Genomic DNA, 13957 nt, shown 5'->3' with positions numbered 1-13957 from the left:
GCGCCCTATTCCGCCGCCTTCTGCCGCAGCCCGATCCGCCCCCAGATCGCGCTCAGCGCGTCCACGAGGCGCGCGATGTCCGCGTCCGAGTGCAGCGGCGACGGGGTGATCCGCAGGCGCTCGGTGCCGCGGGCCACCGTCGGGTAGTTGATCGGCTGCACGTAGATGCCGAACTCGTCGAGCAGGGTGTCGGAGATCGCCTTGCACAGCACCGGATCGCAGACCATCACGGGCACGATGTGGCTGTCGTTGGGCATCACCGGGATGTCGGCGGCCTCCAGCGCCTCGCGGACCTTCGCGACGCGCTCCTGATGGCGGGCGCGCTCGGCGCCGCTCGCCTTCAGGTGGCGGATGCTCGCCGCCGCGCCCGCCGCCACCGCGGGGGGCAGCGAGGTGGTGAAGATGAAGCCCGAGGCGAAGCTGCGCACGAAGTCGCAGAGCTTCTCCGAGGCCGTGATGTAGCCGCCATGGACCGCGAACGCCTTGCCGAGCGTGCCCTCGATGACGTCGAGCCGGTGGGCGACCCCGTCGCGCTCCGAGATGCCGCCGCCCCGGGCGCCGTAGAGGCCGACCGCGTGGACCTCGTCCAGGTAGGTCAGCGCCCCGTGCGCCTCGGCCACGTCGCAGATCTCGCCGATCGGCGCGATGTCGCCGTCCATGGAGTAGACCGACTCGAAGGCCACGAGCTTCGGCCGGGCCGGATCGACCAGGGCGAGCTTGCGGTTCAGGTCCTCGGGGTCGTTGTGGCGGAAGATGTGGCGTTCGGCCCGGGAGAACCGGATGCCCTCGATCATCGAGGCGTGGTTCTCGGAATCGGAGAAGACCGCGCAGTTCGGCAGGCGCGAGGCCAGCGTCCCGAGCGCCGCCCAGTTGGACACGTAGCCGGAGGTGAACAGCAGGGCCGCCTCCTTGCCGTGCAGGTCGGCGAGCTCGCGCTCCAGCAGCACGTGGTAGTGGTTGGTGCCGGAGATGTTGCGGGTGCCCCCGGCTCCGGCGCCGCAGCGGTCGATCGCCTCGTGCATCGCCCCCGTGACGGCCGGGTGCTGTCCCATGCCGAGATAGTCGTTCGAGCACCAGACGGTCACCGGCCGGGTGCCTGCGGCATGGTGGTGCGTGGCGTGCGGGAAGTTTCCGGCGTGGCGCTCGAGGTCGGTGAAGACCCGGTAGCGCCCCTCGCGGTGGAGGCCGGTGATCTCGGCTCCGAAGAAGGTCTCGTAGTCCATACCGCCTCTCCCCGAACGTCCGCGGGTTGCCCCCGCCTGTGACACCGAATGTCGCACGAGACCAATTCCAGATTGGTGCCCGTGCCGCGCCCGGCGGTGATCCCCCGGCAGACCCGCACGAGGCAGGGCCGCCGAGGCTTTCGTTCCTGCATCAGTCTTGCCGCCGAACCGATGGCGACGTCGGCGAATGATGCTGGATCTACCCGTTGTCCCGCGACCGCGCCGCTCCGTCCGGAGTGCGCGCCGGCAGGCTCCACCGCCACAGCTCGGCCGAGGGCAGCGGCAGCATCAGGAACCAGTGCTCCAGGGTGGCGAGCGCCATCAGGGTCGCCAGCGCGGTGAAGCCGATCAGCTCGTGCGCCAGCACATCCGAGCCGGAAGCCGCACGCCCGAGCAGGGCCGCCGCAATGGTCCCGAGGCTCACCGAGACCGGGAACAGCATGTTCATCGGCTTCTTCGTGAGATAGCAGGCGAGATAGCCGAGATGGTCCGGCAGGAACTCGGCGTACAGGTTGCGCACGCCGAGAAACAGGTTGAGCCGGGCCGAGAGGTTCATCACCACCAGCGTGCCGTAGGTCCACAGGGCGAACGTGTTGGGACTGCCCCAGACGAGGGCCAGGATCGCCAGCCCGCCGATCACGATGGCGAATTCGTGCCACAGGCTGGTGGCGAGCGCCGCCAGGAACCGGTCGAGCCCCCGCAGGCCGGGCGCGCAGGCGGCCGGCTTCGGGCCCGAGAGGAACCCCATGTAGTAGCTCATCTCCTGCCAGCCCCAGACGACCAGCGCCGCCGTGAAGGCCGTGTAGGCCCCCGTGGCGGTCGTGTCCCCGGCGCTCACGTGGATCGCCACCAGGGCGGCGGCGAGCAGCAGCGTCGCACCCGCCATGCTCCACGGATGGGTGCGGCGCGGAGCGTGGTCGAGAAGCAGGATCAGGCCGGTGGAGAACCACCAGACCAGCACCGCATAGAGGACCGGGGCGGCGTAGGTCGCCATCCTACCAGACCGGCTGGAGGCGGATGTCGGCCGGCAGGGCGTTCGCCTTGACGGGCAACAGGTAGAGCCGGACGAAGGTGGCCGCCGCGCGCAGGGCGTGGAGGCCCTGCAGGGCCTTGCCGGCCAAGCCGCCCCGGGCCTTCGCGTCCGCGATCCCCCTGGAACAGGCGAGCAGCCGGTCGAGCCCCGCGTGGAACTTCGGGCTGTCGAGGTCGAGCTCCAGCGGGAAGGTCTGCTTCGAGATCTCGGAGGTGATGCGGAACACCCGGAAGTCGTAATCGGTGGGATCGACCCCGAGCGCGGCGTGGAAGGCCGGCCGGTGATGGTCGCGCACATACATCGTGGCGAACACCGCGAGCAGGAAGAACCGGATCCAGTAGCGGTTCACGCCGCTCGTCAGCTTCGGGTTGGCGCGCATCAAGAGCGCGAAGGCCTCGCCGTGGCGGAACTCGTCATTGCACCACAGCTCGAACCACTTGAAGATCGGGTGGATGCGCCGCTCCGGGTGCTTCTCCAGCTCGCGGAAGATGGTGATGTAGCGGGCGTAGCCGATCTTCTCCGACAGGTACGTCGCGTAGAAGATGAATTTCGGCCGGAAGAACGTGTATTTCTTGGACTTCGTCAGGAAGCCGAGATCGACGCCGATGCCGAAATCCTTGAGCGTGTCGTTGATGAAGCCGGCGTGCCGGGCCTCGTCGCGGCTCATGAAGCCGAACAGCTCCTTGATGTCCTTGTTCTTCGCCCGCTTCCTCATCTCGGCATAGAGCACGCAGCCGGAGAACTCGGCGGTGATCGACGAGACCAGGAAGTCCAGGAACTCCTTCCGCAGCTCGGGCTCCATCTGCGACAGGTCGCAGTCGAACTCACCGTTGCGGGTGAAGTGGCGCTTGTTCGGGTCCGCCCGCAGCTCGGCGATGAGCAGGTCCCAGTCACGGCGCACCGGCTCGACGTCGGTGCGGTCGAGCTCGTCGAAATCGGTGGTGTAGAAGCGCGGGCTCAGGAAGGTGGTCTCCTGAGCGGACCGGGTCGACTCGTTGACCGGGGCCTTCGGCACGGGCTCGCCGGAGAGTGGTGCGACGGGAGCGTTCACAGCTTCCTCCTCTCGGAAAAGCTGACCTCGTAGAGTTCGGTCAGCTCGAGATGGGCGATGAGCTTGGTCCAGGCCCGCTCCAGCGGGCCGGCGCGGGTGACGGTGGCGGTGCGGCGCACGGTGAGCCGCTCGCCGTAGGGCACGGAGGTCGGCGCATCGTGGACCTGGACAGCGTCGCCCGGCGCGATCTCGAAGCCCGCATCCAGGGTGACGTGCGCGTGCAGGCTCTCCGGCGTCTGCTCGATCTCGACCGTGCAGGGCACGGTCACGGTGCGGGCGCCGAACAGGCCCATCAGCGCGTCTCCGTGGCAGGCGCGCCGGGGGCGGGGAGCAGCCGGGCGAAGGCCCCCGCGTTGGTCGGGCCGAACGCCTCGAGCGGCACCCGGCGGCCGGTGGCATCGTCGGCGAGCGAGAGGCGGCCGTCGTCGTAGCGGGTCAGGCTGAACGGCTGCTCCGGCCCGAGGCCGCCGCGCTGGCGCGCCTGGGCGAGGCCGCGCAGCGTCCCGCGCAGAAAGCCGTCCTCTCCGGGGCGGATCCAGGCCGCGACGTGGCCGTCCGACACGTCGCGCAGGGCGATCGAGCCGTCGACCTGATCTTCGGCCCGGAACGCGAGCCGCGCGACCGGCTTGGCCGGCGGCAAGGCGATCATGCCGATTTGCTCAGTCCGGCCGATCAGGACGGCCAGCATGGTGAAGCCCATCAGCGCCCCGGCGCCGATCATCAGCAGGGCCGGGGCCGGGCCCTTGGCCCGGCCGGGCATCTCGAGGCTGTCGGCCCGATCGCGCATCCCGCCCTCCCTATTCGGCCGCGACGAGGCGGCCGGGATTCTCTTGGGCCGCCGCCCGCGGACGCGGCACGATCACGGGCAGCGCCGTCTCCGACGCGTCGGCGTGTGCCTCGAGCGCGCGCACCAGGATCCCCGACACCGCGTCCGCCTCCGGAACCGAGCGCAGCATCGGCTCGGTCCGGGACAGGCGCCAGGGCCGGGCATGCGGCCAGAGCTGAAGGTAGGCGATGCGCAGGCCCGGCCGCAACCGCAATGGCAGATCGCCGCTTCCATCGGTGAAGGGCCGCAACGCCGCACCCTCCACCTGAGCGAAGGGCAGGTTGTGAGTCACCGGCAGGGCGATGCCGGCGTGCAGCACGATCCGGCGGTTCGTGACCGTGTAGACCGTGGTGCGGTGGGTCAGCCACGCCAGCAGCCAGAGCAGCGCGACCGCGCCCGCGCCGACCAGCAGAGTCGGTCCGACGGTTGCCAGAGCCGCTCCGGGCGAGCCGGCGGCGAGGCCGAAGGCCAGGGCGCAGACGGCGAACCACGCGGTCACGACCCGGGCATGGAACACCCGAACCAGAAGCCCCGCGGTGGTCGGCGCCCCCTGCCACAGGATGCGCTCGCCCGCCGGAAGCGGGCCCGGCAGCCCGCGCAGGGTGCCCTCGGGCAGGAAGTCGCCGCTCATAGCAGGGGCTCCGCGCGGGCCGCCGTGGCGTAGAGAGTGCCGGCGCCGAAGTAGGACATGATCCGCTCCTCCTCGAGAAAGGTCACGCTGTCGGGATCGCGGGTCGCCGGGATGTCGGCGAACTGGGCGGCGAGCAGCGCCTCGGTCTTCACGGTCTTGGTGAAGCCGCCGGCCCGGCAGAACGTGGCCGGCATCAGCCGGCGGCCACCTGTGGGCAGCTCGACCTCGTAGTAGCGGATCAGCGATTCGCCGCGGTCGACCCAGACATCGCTGACGATCCCGGCGACCGCGTTGTCGGTGCCGAACACCGTCATGCCGATCGGGTTCGGGCCATCCTCGTGGATGACGAAGGCGGTGGCCACCCGCAGCGGCACGATCCGGAACTCCTCGTCCCAGGTCCTGTCGGGCACGTCGTGACGCTTCACCCAGGAGCCGGGCCCGACGCCGGCCTGGAGAGCCGCCTCCGTCCGCTCGTAGGGCGCGCCCGGCCAGGGCTCGACCTTGCGGGCGGGGATGCCGGTCTCGATGTCGTCCCGGCTCCGCATCGCCTGCGGCGCGTAGGTCGTCTCTCCGCCCGGCAGGTGGAACGCCTTGGCCCGGGGAATCAGGATCGGGTCCGGCGCCTTCCTGCGCCCGACGGCCTCATTCTCCAGTGGGTAGCCCTCGCGCCTGTCCTCCCGGCGCAGCCAGAACACGAGGCCCGCGAAGAAGATGAAGAACGCGTAGAGCACGATCTGTGCAACGTCGACGTAACCCGTAATGGCGCCTGTTGGCATGGCTATCCTCCCCGAGTCTCAGGCCGCCCGTTCGGCGATTTGACCGCCGACGTGATCTCGAACTTCTGCACGCGCGTCCTCCCGCACGAGCGGCCCCAGGGCGATGAGGGCCGCGAACAGGAGGGCGATCTCGATGTGGTAGACGATCAGGTAGCCGATCGCGGGCTCGTTCATGCCCTCGCCGAGCACGCCCGACTGGGCGATCGCGCCGCCGACGTCGCGCACGAGGCCGCTGGCGGCGATGGAGAGCCCCGCCGCGGTCGCCTGCACGGCGCCCCAGGCGCCCAGCGCCAGCCCGGTATCCTCGGGGCCGGCGTGGTTCATCGAGGCGGTGAGCGTGCCGTGGGCGAACAGGCCGCCGCCGAGCCCGATCAGGCTGACGCCCGCCGCGAACAGGTCGGCCGAGGCCAGCGGCGCTGCGAAGACCACCGCCGAGAAGGCCAGGATGCCGATGCCGACCCCCACGGCCGAGACCCGGAACGGGTCGCCGCCGCGCCCGAGCCAGCGGGCGGCGATCAGCAGGCCGAGCCCGCCGCCGGCGGCGAGCAGCGCGGTCAGCGCCGTGGTGGCACCCACCGACAGGTGCAGGATCTGGCCGCCATAGGGCTCCAGCAGGATGTCCTGCATCGAGAAGCCCGCCGTGCCCAGCCCGATCGCCACGAGGCGGCGGCGCGCGGTGCCCTGCCCCGCATACTCGCGCCAGGAGGAGCGGAAGTCGCGCTGCGGCCCTGCCGGAATCCGGTGCGGATCGCGCGGTTCCTGCTTCCACAGGGCGAGCCCGTTCAGCACGATGGTGACGAGCGCCGCGCCCTGGATCACCTGGATCAGCCGCACGGGCGAGAACTGGGCGAGGAACAGCCCGAACAGCAGGGCGCTCGCCATCATGCCGAACAGCAGCGCCACGCAGAGCAGAGCCACCACCTTCGGCCGCGCATGCGCGGGGGCGAGGTCGGTGGCGAGCGCCAGCCCCACGGTCTGGGTCGTGTGAAGCCCGGCTCCAACCAGCAGGAAGGCGAGCGCGGCCGCCGCGTCGCCGACCCAGAGCGGCCCGGTGGTGTCGCCGGACAGGATCAGCAGGGCGAACGGCATGATCGCCAGCCCACCGAACTGCAACAGGGTGCCGAACCAAATATAGGGCACCCGCCGCCAGCCCAGCACCGAACGGTGGGTGTCCGAGCGGAACCCGACCAGCGCGCGCAAGGGCGCGAAGATCAGCGGCAGCGCCAGCATCGCCGCGACGATCCAGGCCGGGACCCCCAGCTCGACGATCATCACACGGTTCAGCGTGCCGATCAGCAGCACCGCCGCCATGCCGACCGTGACCTGGAACAGGGCGAGCCGCAGCAGCCGCCCCATCGGCAGCTCGACGGTGGCGGCGTCCGCGAAGGGCAGGACCGACGGGCCGAGGCGCATCAGGGCGCGGGTGAGTTTTTGCGTGGCGGTGCTCACGGTTGCACCCCGGGCGCAGAGGGGCGAGGGAGCGCACGCGTCAGCGCTACGGCGTTCGACAGGTAGAACCCGCTGTTGATCCGATGACTCTTGGTCCAGGTGAAGCCGTCGAGCGCAGGCTCGGACGAGATCCGCCGCCGCAGCCCGCCCTCCGTCACCGGCACGATCGCCGGCGAGCGGTCGCCGCGTGGGAAGAACTGTCCGGCCGCATGCATCACGGTGAGCAGGGCCGTGCGGGGCGCCACCGTGAACAGCACCGACCCGTCCGTGCGCGCCCCCAGGGCCGCCAGCGCCCGGACGATGTCAGCCGGGCGGTAGTGGATCAGCGAATCCATCGCCACCACGTGGTCGAACCGGCCTAGGCCCGGATCGAGCATGTCGCCCACCTGGAACGCGACGCGTCCGGGGCCCGGGATCGCCGGCAACCGCTCCTGCGCCAGCCCGACGAGCGTCGGCGAGACGTCGATGGCGACCACCTCGGCGCCGCGCCGGGCGGCCTCGACGCTGAGCGCCCCGGTTCCGCAGCCGGCATCGAGCAGGCGCAGGCCGGTCATGTCGGCGGGCAGCCAGGAGAGCAGCGTCCCGCGCATCGCGTCCCGGCCGGCCCGCACGGTCGCACGGATGCGGCTCACCGGCGCATCCGAGGTCAGGCGCGACCAGGCCTCGACCGCGGTGCGGTCGAAATAGGTGGTGAGTTCGCCCCGGCGGGCGTCGTAGGTGTTCCCAGCCATCTCAATCGAACCCGAGGAATTCAAAGAGGTCGCGGTCCTTCATCGGCAGCGCCTCGCAGGGCTCGCCGCCGGACCAGAGCGTCTCGGCGAGCCGCATGTATTCGGCCGTGACGGCGTCGAGCTCGGGAGAGGAATCCATCTCGAACAGGGTCGATTTCTTGAGCCGCGAGCGGCGGACCACGTCGAGATCGGGAAAATGGGCGAGGCGCTTGAGCCCGACCGCGTCGTTGAACCGGTCGATCTCGTCAGTCTTGGCCGAGCGGTTGGCGATGACGCCGCCGAGCCGCACGGGGTAGTTCTTCGACTTGGCGTGGATCGCCGCCACGATCCGGTTCATCGCGAAGATCGAGTCGAAGTCGTTGGCGGTGACGATCAGCGCCCGGTCGGCGTGCTGGAGCGGCGAGGCGAAGCCGCCGCAGACCACGTCGCCCAGCACGTCGAACACGACGACGTCGGTATCCTCCAGGAGGTGGTGCTCCTTGAGGAGCTTCACCGTCTGGCCGACCACGTAGCCGCCGCAGCCGGTGCCGGCCGGGGGGCCGCCGGCCTCGACGCACATGACGCCGTTGTAGCCCTCGACCACGAAGTCCTCGACGCGGAGCTCCTCGGAATGGAAGTTCACCGCCTCCAGGGCGTCGATCACCGTGGGGGCGAGCCGCTTGGTCAGCGTGAAGGTCGAATCGTGCTTGGGGTCGCAGCCGATCTGGAGAACCCGCTTGCCGAGCTTCGAGAACGCCACCGACAAGTTGGACGAGGTGGTGGACTTGCCGATGCCACCCTTGCCGTAGACCGCGAACACCTTCGCGGTCTCGATCCTCAGGTCCGGATCGAGGGCGACCTGGACGCTGCCCTCCTCCTTCCGGGCAACGACGGGATTGCGGATGGCGATGTTCATGCGGCGACTCCTGTGGTGACGCCTTCGAGACGATCCTCCAGCTCCTCTTCGGCCCGGTCGAGGGCGTCACGCGTCGCCGCGTCGGGAGTCCAGAAGCCGCGCCGGTGAGCCTCGATCAGCCTTTGGGCGACCTTGGCGGAGGCGGTGGGGTTGAGGGATGCCATGCGCTCGCGCATGGCGGGGTCGAGGACGTAGGTCTCGGTGATGCGCTCGTAGATCCAGGGCTGGACCGCGTTGGCGGTGGCCGACCAGCCGACCGTGTTGGTCAGGTGGGACTCGATCTGGCGGACGCCCTCGTAGCCGTGGCCGAGCAGGCCCTCGTACCATTTCGGGTTGAGCATGCGGGTGCGCGTCTCCAGCGCCACCTGCTCCTCCAGGGAGCGCACGCGCCCCTCCCCGCGGGTCTGGTCGCTGATGTAGATCGGTACCGCCTCGCCGCGGGCCTTCGCCACGGCCCGGCCCATGCCGCCGAGCCCGTCGAAGTAATGGTCCACCGAGGTGACGCCGACCTCGACCGAGTCGAGGTTCTGGTAGGCCATGTCCACGGAGGCCAGCACCGCCTGCATCAGGGCGCGCTGCGGCGCCGGACGGCCGGTCCGGCCATAGGCAAAGCTCTTGCGGCGCGAGAAGGTCTCGCACAGCTCCGCGTCGTCGTCCCAGCTGCCGGACTCGACCATGTGGTTGACGTTCGCGCCGTATGCGCCTTCCGCGTTGGAGAAGACCCGCAATGCCGCGGTCTCCAGGTCGCAGCCCTGCTCGGCCTGGATCGCCAGCGCATGCTTGCGGACGAAGTTCTGCTCGATGGTCTCGTCCGCGGTGGCGGCGAGGTAGGAGGCCTCGGCCAGGAGCTTGGTCTGGAGCGGGAGGAGATCGCGGAAGATGCCCGAGAGGGTCACCACCGCGTCGATGCGCGGGCGGCCGAGGGTTTCCAGCGGGATCAGCTCGGCGCCGCTGAGCCGTCCGTAGCCGTCGAAGCGCGGCGCGGCGCCGATCAGCGCCAGCGCCTGGGCGATCGGGCCGCCCTCGCTCTTGAGGTTGTCGGTGCCCCACAGGACCAGGGCGACGCTCTCCGGGCACGGTTTCCCGTCCGCGGCGAAGCGTGCGAGGATCCGGTCCACCTGCCGGGCACCGTCGGCCACCGCGAAGGCGGTGGGCAGGCGGTAGGGATCGAAGCCGTGCAGGTTGCGGCCGGTGGGCAGGATCGCCGGGTTGCGCAGCAGGTCGCCCCCGGCCACCGGCGGCACGAAGCGGCCGTCGAGCGCCCGCAGCAGCGCCGGGAGCTCGTAGTCCCGGGCCAGCAGGCGGTCGGTCTCGGCGAGGCTCGCGAGTGCCGCGCGTGCCGCCTCGTCGGCGGGCAGGCCGGATGCCTTGAGCGCCGCCTCGACACCCTTCCCGGCGACCAGGGCGTCGATCCCGGCCCGCTCGGGCCTGAGACCGTGCGAGGCCTCGGCCAAAGCCAGGAGCAGATCGACCCGCTCCGCGTCCGGCATGCCTTCGCCGACCACGTGGAGCCCGTGCGGGATCAGGGTCTGCTCCAGCTCCTGCACGGCGGTCCAGAGGCTCCCGACCCGGGCGCCGAGATCGCCGGTCCAAGCCGGCTCGGCGGCCACGAGGTCGACGGAAGCGCCCTGGTCCTGGATCAGACGGGCGAGCGTTTCGCGCTCGTCCGTCGCGTCGAGGGCGAGCCCGCGCCAGCGCTCCATCGAGCACTTCAGGTCGATCAGCCCGCGATAGAGCCCGGCGGTGGCGAGGCTCGGGGTCAGGTAGCTCACCAGCGTCGCGGCCGAGCGGCGCTTGGCCAGCGTCCCCTCGGAGGGGTTGTTGGCGGCGTAGAGGTAGACGTTGGGCAGCGCCCCGATCAGCCGCTCCGGCCAGCAGGCCTCGGACAGGCCGGTCTGCTTGCCGGGCATGAATTCGAGAGCCCCGTGGGTGCCGAAATGCAGCACGGCGTCGGCGGAAAAATCCTCGCGCAGGTAGCGGTAGAAGGCAGAGAACGCGTGCGTCGGTGCGAAGCCCCGCTCGAACAGCAGCCGCATCGGGTCGCCCTCGTAGCCGAAGGCCGGCTGCACCCCGACGAAGACGTTTCCGAACTGCACGCCGAGCACGAACAGGTCGGAGCCGTTGGTCTGGTGGCGCCCAGGCGCCGGGCCCCACTGGGCCTCGATCTCAGCCAGGTAGCTCTCGCGGCGCAGATGATTCTCGGCCGGGATGCGGACATGGACGTTGGCCTGGGTCCCGTAGCGCTTCGCGTTGCCCTCCAGGATCCGCTCGCGCAGGGCGTCGACGCTCTCCGGGACCTCCACGGCGTAGCCGTCCGCCGCCAAGCCCTTCAGGGTGTTGAGCAGCGAGGCGTAGACCGACAGGAACGCCGCCGTGCCGGTTGCGCCGGCATTCGGCGGGAAGTTGAACAGCACCACGGCGAGCCGGCGCTCGGCCTTCGGGGTGCGGCGCAAGGACACGAGGCGCTCGACCCGCTCGGCGAGCCGCGCGACCCGCTCCGGGTGGGCGCGCATGTCCCGGGGATTGTCGCTTCCCGAGGCTGAGGAGCGGCCGCCGAACACCATCGGGGCGGTGGCGCCGTCGAGTTCGGGAATCGCGACCATCATGGTCGCCTCCACGGGCGACAGGCCGCGCTCGCCCGCCTCCCACTGCTCGATCGTTTGGAATTCCAGAGCCTGGGCGGCGAGGTAGGGGACGTCGAGCCGCCCGAGCATCGCCTCGGCCGCCGCCGCGTCGTTGTAGGCGGGGCCGCCCACGAGCGAGAAGCCGGTGAGCGACACGAGGGCGTCGATTCGCGCCCGGCCGTTCCGCATGAAGAAGGCGTCCACGGCGGGGCGGTTGTCGAGGCCGCTGGCGAAGGCCGGCACCACGTCGAGGCCCCTGGCCTCGAGGGCGGCGATCACCCCGTCGTAATGGGCGGTGTTGCCGGCTAGCACGTAGCTGCGCATCAGCAGCAGCCCGACGCGGCCCCTCGCCGCAGCCCGGTGCGGCAGCCGGGACGGGTCCTCGCCGATCCGGCCCGGCAGGCGCGGATGGTAGAGGCCGGTTTCGGGGTAGTTCAGCGGCGCGGGCGCGGCCGGTCCCCCGCGCCAGACCGCGCGCTCCCCCGCGGCGTAGCGGTGGACCAGGAATTGGACCAGGGCGGCGACGTTCTCGTCCGAGCCCGCGAGCCAGTATTGCAGCGTCAGGAAATAGGCGCGCACGTCCTGCGCCGAGCCCGGGATGAAGCGCAGGATCTTCGGCAGCTTGCGCACCAGCGCCATCTGCCGGCCGGCATTGCCCGGCTGGCCGGGCTTGCCGCGCAGCTTCTTCAGGAAGTCCAGAGGGCTGCGCTTGGTGCCGCTCATATCGAAACGGCCGAGCCGGGTCGTCTTCACCACCTCGCTCGCCGACATGCAGCCGATCATCGCGTCGCAGGCCTCGCGCCGCGCGGTGAGCGCCGGCAGGATCGCCCGGGCGTGCTCGTCCATGAACAGCATGGCCGAAAGTACGATGTCGGCCCGCGCGATGTCGGCCCGGCAGGCCTCGAGGGTCGACGGGTCGGTCTCCCACTCGGCGGCCGCGTGGAAGCCGAGCACCAGCCCCGGCATTTCGGAACGGAGGCGCAGGCGCGCCCGCTCGATCGCGCTCGCCAAATGATTGTCGAGCGTGACGATGACGACGCGGATCGGCGGGCGTTGCCGCGCCGCGCTCCCGCGCACCGAGCCGGCATCGAGTCCGGGGGAGTTCCCTCTAGCGGCCATAATGTGCCTTGGCATCGTAGAGGGTCTCGATGGTGATGAGCGGAACCCGGCGCTCGCGGGCAAAGCGTTCCGTGTTGCTGCGCGCCTTGCCGCGCACGAAGAACGGGATCTTCTTCAGCTCCCGCTCGGCTTCGGGAGCCCAGGACGCCGCCGTGACCGGGACCTCCTGGTCCAGGAGGATCGGGACGGGCGCCGGTGTCGGAGGGGCTGCGGTCGGCGCCCGTCCCGCGGCCTCGGGCGCCGCGACCGGCGGAGCCTCGAAAGGCGTGCCACCGAGATGCGACGGCCCGACGCCATCGTGGAATTCGGGATCCTCCCGGAACATGCCGAGGAGGTGTTCTTCGAGGCCCATCATCAGCGGATGGACCAGGGTGTCGAACAGGACGTTGGCGCCCTCGAAACCCATCTGCGGCGCGTAGCGCGCCGGGAAATCCTGGACGTGGACGGGGGCGGAGATCACCGCGCAGGGGATGCCGAGCCGCTTGGCGACATGGCGCTCCATCTGCGTCCCGAGGACGAGTTCGGGCGCGGCCGCGCGGATCGCCGCCTCGACGTCGAGGTAATCGTCCGTGACCAGCGCCTCGATGCCGTGCAGGGCCGCCTCGGCGCGGACCTCGCGGGCGAATTCGCGGCTGTAGGTCCCGAGGCCGACCACCGTGAAGCCAAGCTCGCGAGCCGCCATCCGGGCGATGCCGATCGCGTGCGTCGCGTCCCCGAACACGAAGACGCGCTTGCCCGTGAGATAGGTCGAATCGACCGAGCGCGAATACCAGGGCAGGCGCGAGCCGGGGCCGTCGAGGACAGGGGCCGGATCGAGGCCGGCGAGTGCCGCGACCTCGGCGACGAAGCGGTTTGTGGCGCCGACGCCGAGCGGCACAGCCTGCGTGAACGGCTGCCCGAAGGTCTTCTTGAGGTATTCGGCCGCGCTGCGCGCCGTCTCCGGGTAGAGCACGACGTTGAAGTCGGCATCCTTGAGCCGGCCGAGGTCGGCGGGGCTCGCGCCCAGCGGCGCGACGACGTTCACGTCGATCCCGAGGGTGTCGAGCAGCCGGCGGATCTCGATCAGGTCGTCGCGGTGGCGGAAGCCCAAAGCCGTCGGCCCCAGGATGTTGCAGAGCGGGCGCGGCCGCGTTGCGCCGTCCGGACGGGGAGACGCCGGACCGGCAAGCGCCCGGACCAGGCGGTAGAAGGTCTCGGAGGCCCCCCAGTTCTCCTTCTTCTGGTAGGCCGGCAGCTCCAGCGGGATCACCGGGATCGGCAGGTCGAGGGCCTTGGCCAGGCCACCCGGATCGTCCTGGATCAGCTCGGCGGTGCAGGAGGCGCCGACGATCATCGCCTGCGGCTGGAAGCGTGCGTGGGCCTCCGCGACGGCTGCCTTGAACAGCTCCGCGGTATCGCGGCCGAGATCCTGCGCCCGGAAGGTCGTGTAGGTGACCGGCGGCCTTGCGTCCCGCCGCTCGATCATCGTGAACAGCAGGTCCGCGTAGGTGTCGCCCTGCGGCGCGTGCAGAACGTAGTGCAGCCCGTTCATCGCGGTGGCGACGCGCATCGCGCCGATATGGGGGGGACCCTCGTAGGTCCAGAGGGTGAGCTGCATGG

12 protein-coding genes are annotated in these 13957 nt (G+C 70.8%); all 12 read right to left on the bottom strand.

The window, feature by feature from the left end; all coding sequences use genetic code 11:
• Nucleotides 1-5: 5 nt before the first annotated feature.
• The 12 genes from hemA to bchB all read right to left on the bottom strand — a co-directional run bounded on the left by hemA (nt 6) and on the right by bchB (nt 13955).
• The gene (hemA, locus tag Q8W67_RS10060) at nt 6-1223 is read right to left on the bottom strand and encodes a 5-aminolevulinate synthase (protein ID WP_305544594.1); all 1218 of its coding nucleotides are present in this window, start codon (nt 1221-1223) and stop codon (nt 6-8) included.
• Nucleotides 1224-1422: 199 nt separating this feature from the next.
• Nucleotides 1423-2217 (bottom strand): putative photosynthetic complex assembly protein PuhE, encoded by a 795-nt coding sequence (puhE, locus tag Q8W67_RS10055; RefSeq protein WP_305544591.1) that lies wholly within the window; start codon nt 2215-2217, stop codon nt 1423-1425.
• Between the two features lies 1 nt (nt 2218).
• Nucleotides 2219-3307 (bottom strand): magnesium-protoporphyrin IX monomethyl ester (oxidative) cyclase, encoded by a 1089-nt coding sequence (gene acsF, locus Q8W67_RS10050; protein ID WP_305544588.1) that lies wholly within the window; start codon nt 3305-3307, stop codon nt 2219-2221.
• Nucleotides 3304-3600: a hypothetical protein gene (locus tag Q8W67_RS10045; RefSeq protein WP_305544586.1), complete on the bottom strand. Its 297-nt coding sequence runs from the start codon at nt 3598-3600 to the stop codon at nt 3304-3306. The genes acsF and Q8W67_RS10045 overlap by 4 nt, the downstream gene beginning before the upstream one ends.
• Complete coding sequence (puhC, locus tag Q8W67_RS10040; protein ID WP_305544583.1) at nt 3600-4094, bottom strand: photosynthetic complex assembly protein PuhC; 495 nt, start codon at nt 4092-4094, stop codon at nt 3600-3602. The genes Q8W67_RS10045 and puhC overlap by 1 nt, the downstream gene beginning before the upstream one ends.
• A 10-nt stretch (nt 4095-4104) precedes the next feature.
• On the bottom strand, nt 4105-4764 hold the full coding sequence (puhB, locus tag Q8W67_RS10035) for a photosynthetic complex putative assembly protein PuhB (RefSeq protein ID WP_305544579.1): 660 nt from the start codon (nt 4762-4764) through the stop codon (nt 4105-4107).
• Nucleotides 4761-5540 carry a photosynthetic reaction center subunit H gene (gene puhA / locus Q8W67_RS10030; RefSeq protein WP_305544576.1) on the bottom strand — a complete coding sequence of 260 codons (780 nt, stop codon included), beginning with the start codon at nt 5538-5540 and terminating at the stop codon, nt 4761-4763. The genes puhB and puhA overlap by 4 nt, the downstream gene beginning before the upstream one ends.
• 18 nt (nt 5541-5558) lie before the next feature.
• The gene (locus tag Q8W67_RS10025; RefSeq protein ID WP_305544704.1) at nt 5559-6953 is read right to left on the bottom strand and encodes a BCD family MFS transporter; all 1395 of its coding nucleotides are present in this window, start codon (nt 6951-6953) and stop codon (nt 5559-5561) included.
• A gap of 32 nt (nt 6954-6985) precedes the next feature.
• Nucleotides 6986-7720, bottom strand: a complete 735-nt coding sequence (bchM, locus tag Q8W67_RS10020) for a magnesium protoporphyrin IX methyltransferase (RefSeq protein WP_305544574.1) — start codon at nt 7718-7720, stop codon at nt 6986-6988.
• Between the two features lies 1 nt (nt 7721).
• Nucleotides 7722-8615, bottom strand: coding sequence for a ferredoxin:protochlorophyllide reductase (ATP-dependent) iron-sulfur ATP-binding protein (bchL, locus tag Q8W67_RS10015; protein WP_305544572.1), 894 nt, complete (start codon nt 8613-8615; stop codon nt 7722-7724).
• Nucleotides 8612-12373, bottom strand: a complete 3762-nt coding sequence (locus Q8W67_RS10010; protein ID WP_305544570.1) for a magnesium chelatase subunit H — start codon at nt 12371-12373, stop codon at nt 8612-8614. Before Q8W67_RS10010 ends, bchL begins: the two co-directional genes overlap by 4 nt.
• Nucleotides 12348-13955, bottom strand: coding sequence for a ferredoxin:protochlorophyllide reductase (ATP-dependent) subunit B (gene bchB, locus Q8W67_RS10005; RefSeq protein ID WP_305544568.1), 1608 nt, complete (start codon nt 13953-13955; stop codon nt 12348-12350). Before bchB ends, Q8W67_RS10010 begins: the two co-directional genes overlap by 26 nt.
• Between the last annotated feature and the right edge of the window lie 2 nt (nt 13956-13957).

This window comes from Methylobacterium sp. NEAU K, from assembly GCF_030700285.1.
Lineage (GTDB): Bacteria > Pseudomonadota > Alphaproteobacteria > Rhizobiales > Beijerinckiaceae > Methylobacterium.
Note: the sequence above shows the minus strand (reverse complement) of the source record. Positions and strands in the feature narration are given on the sequence as shown.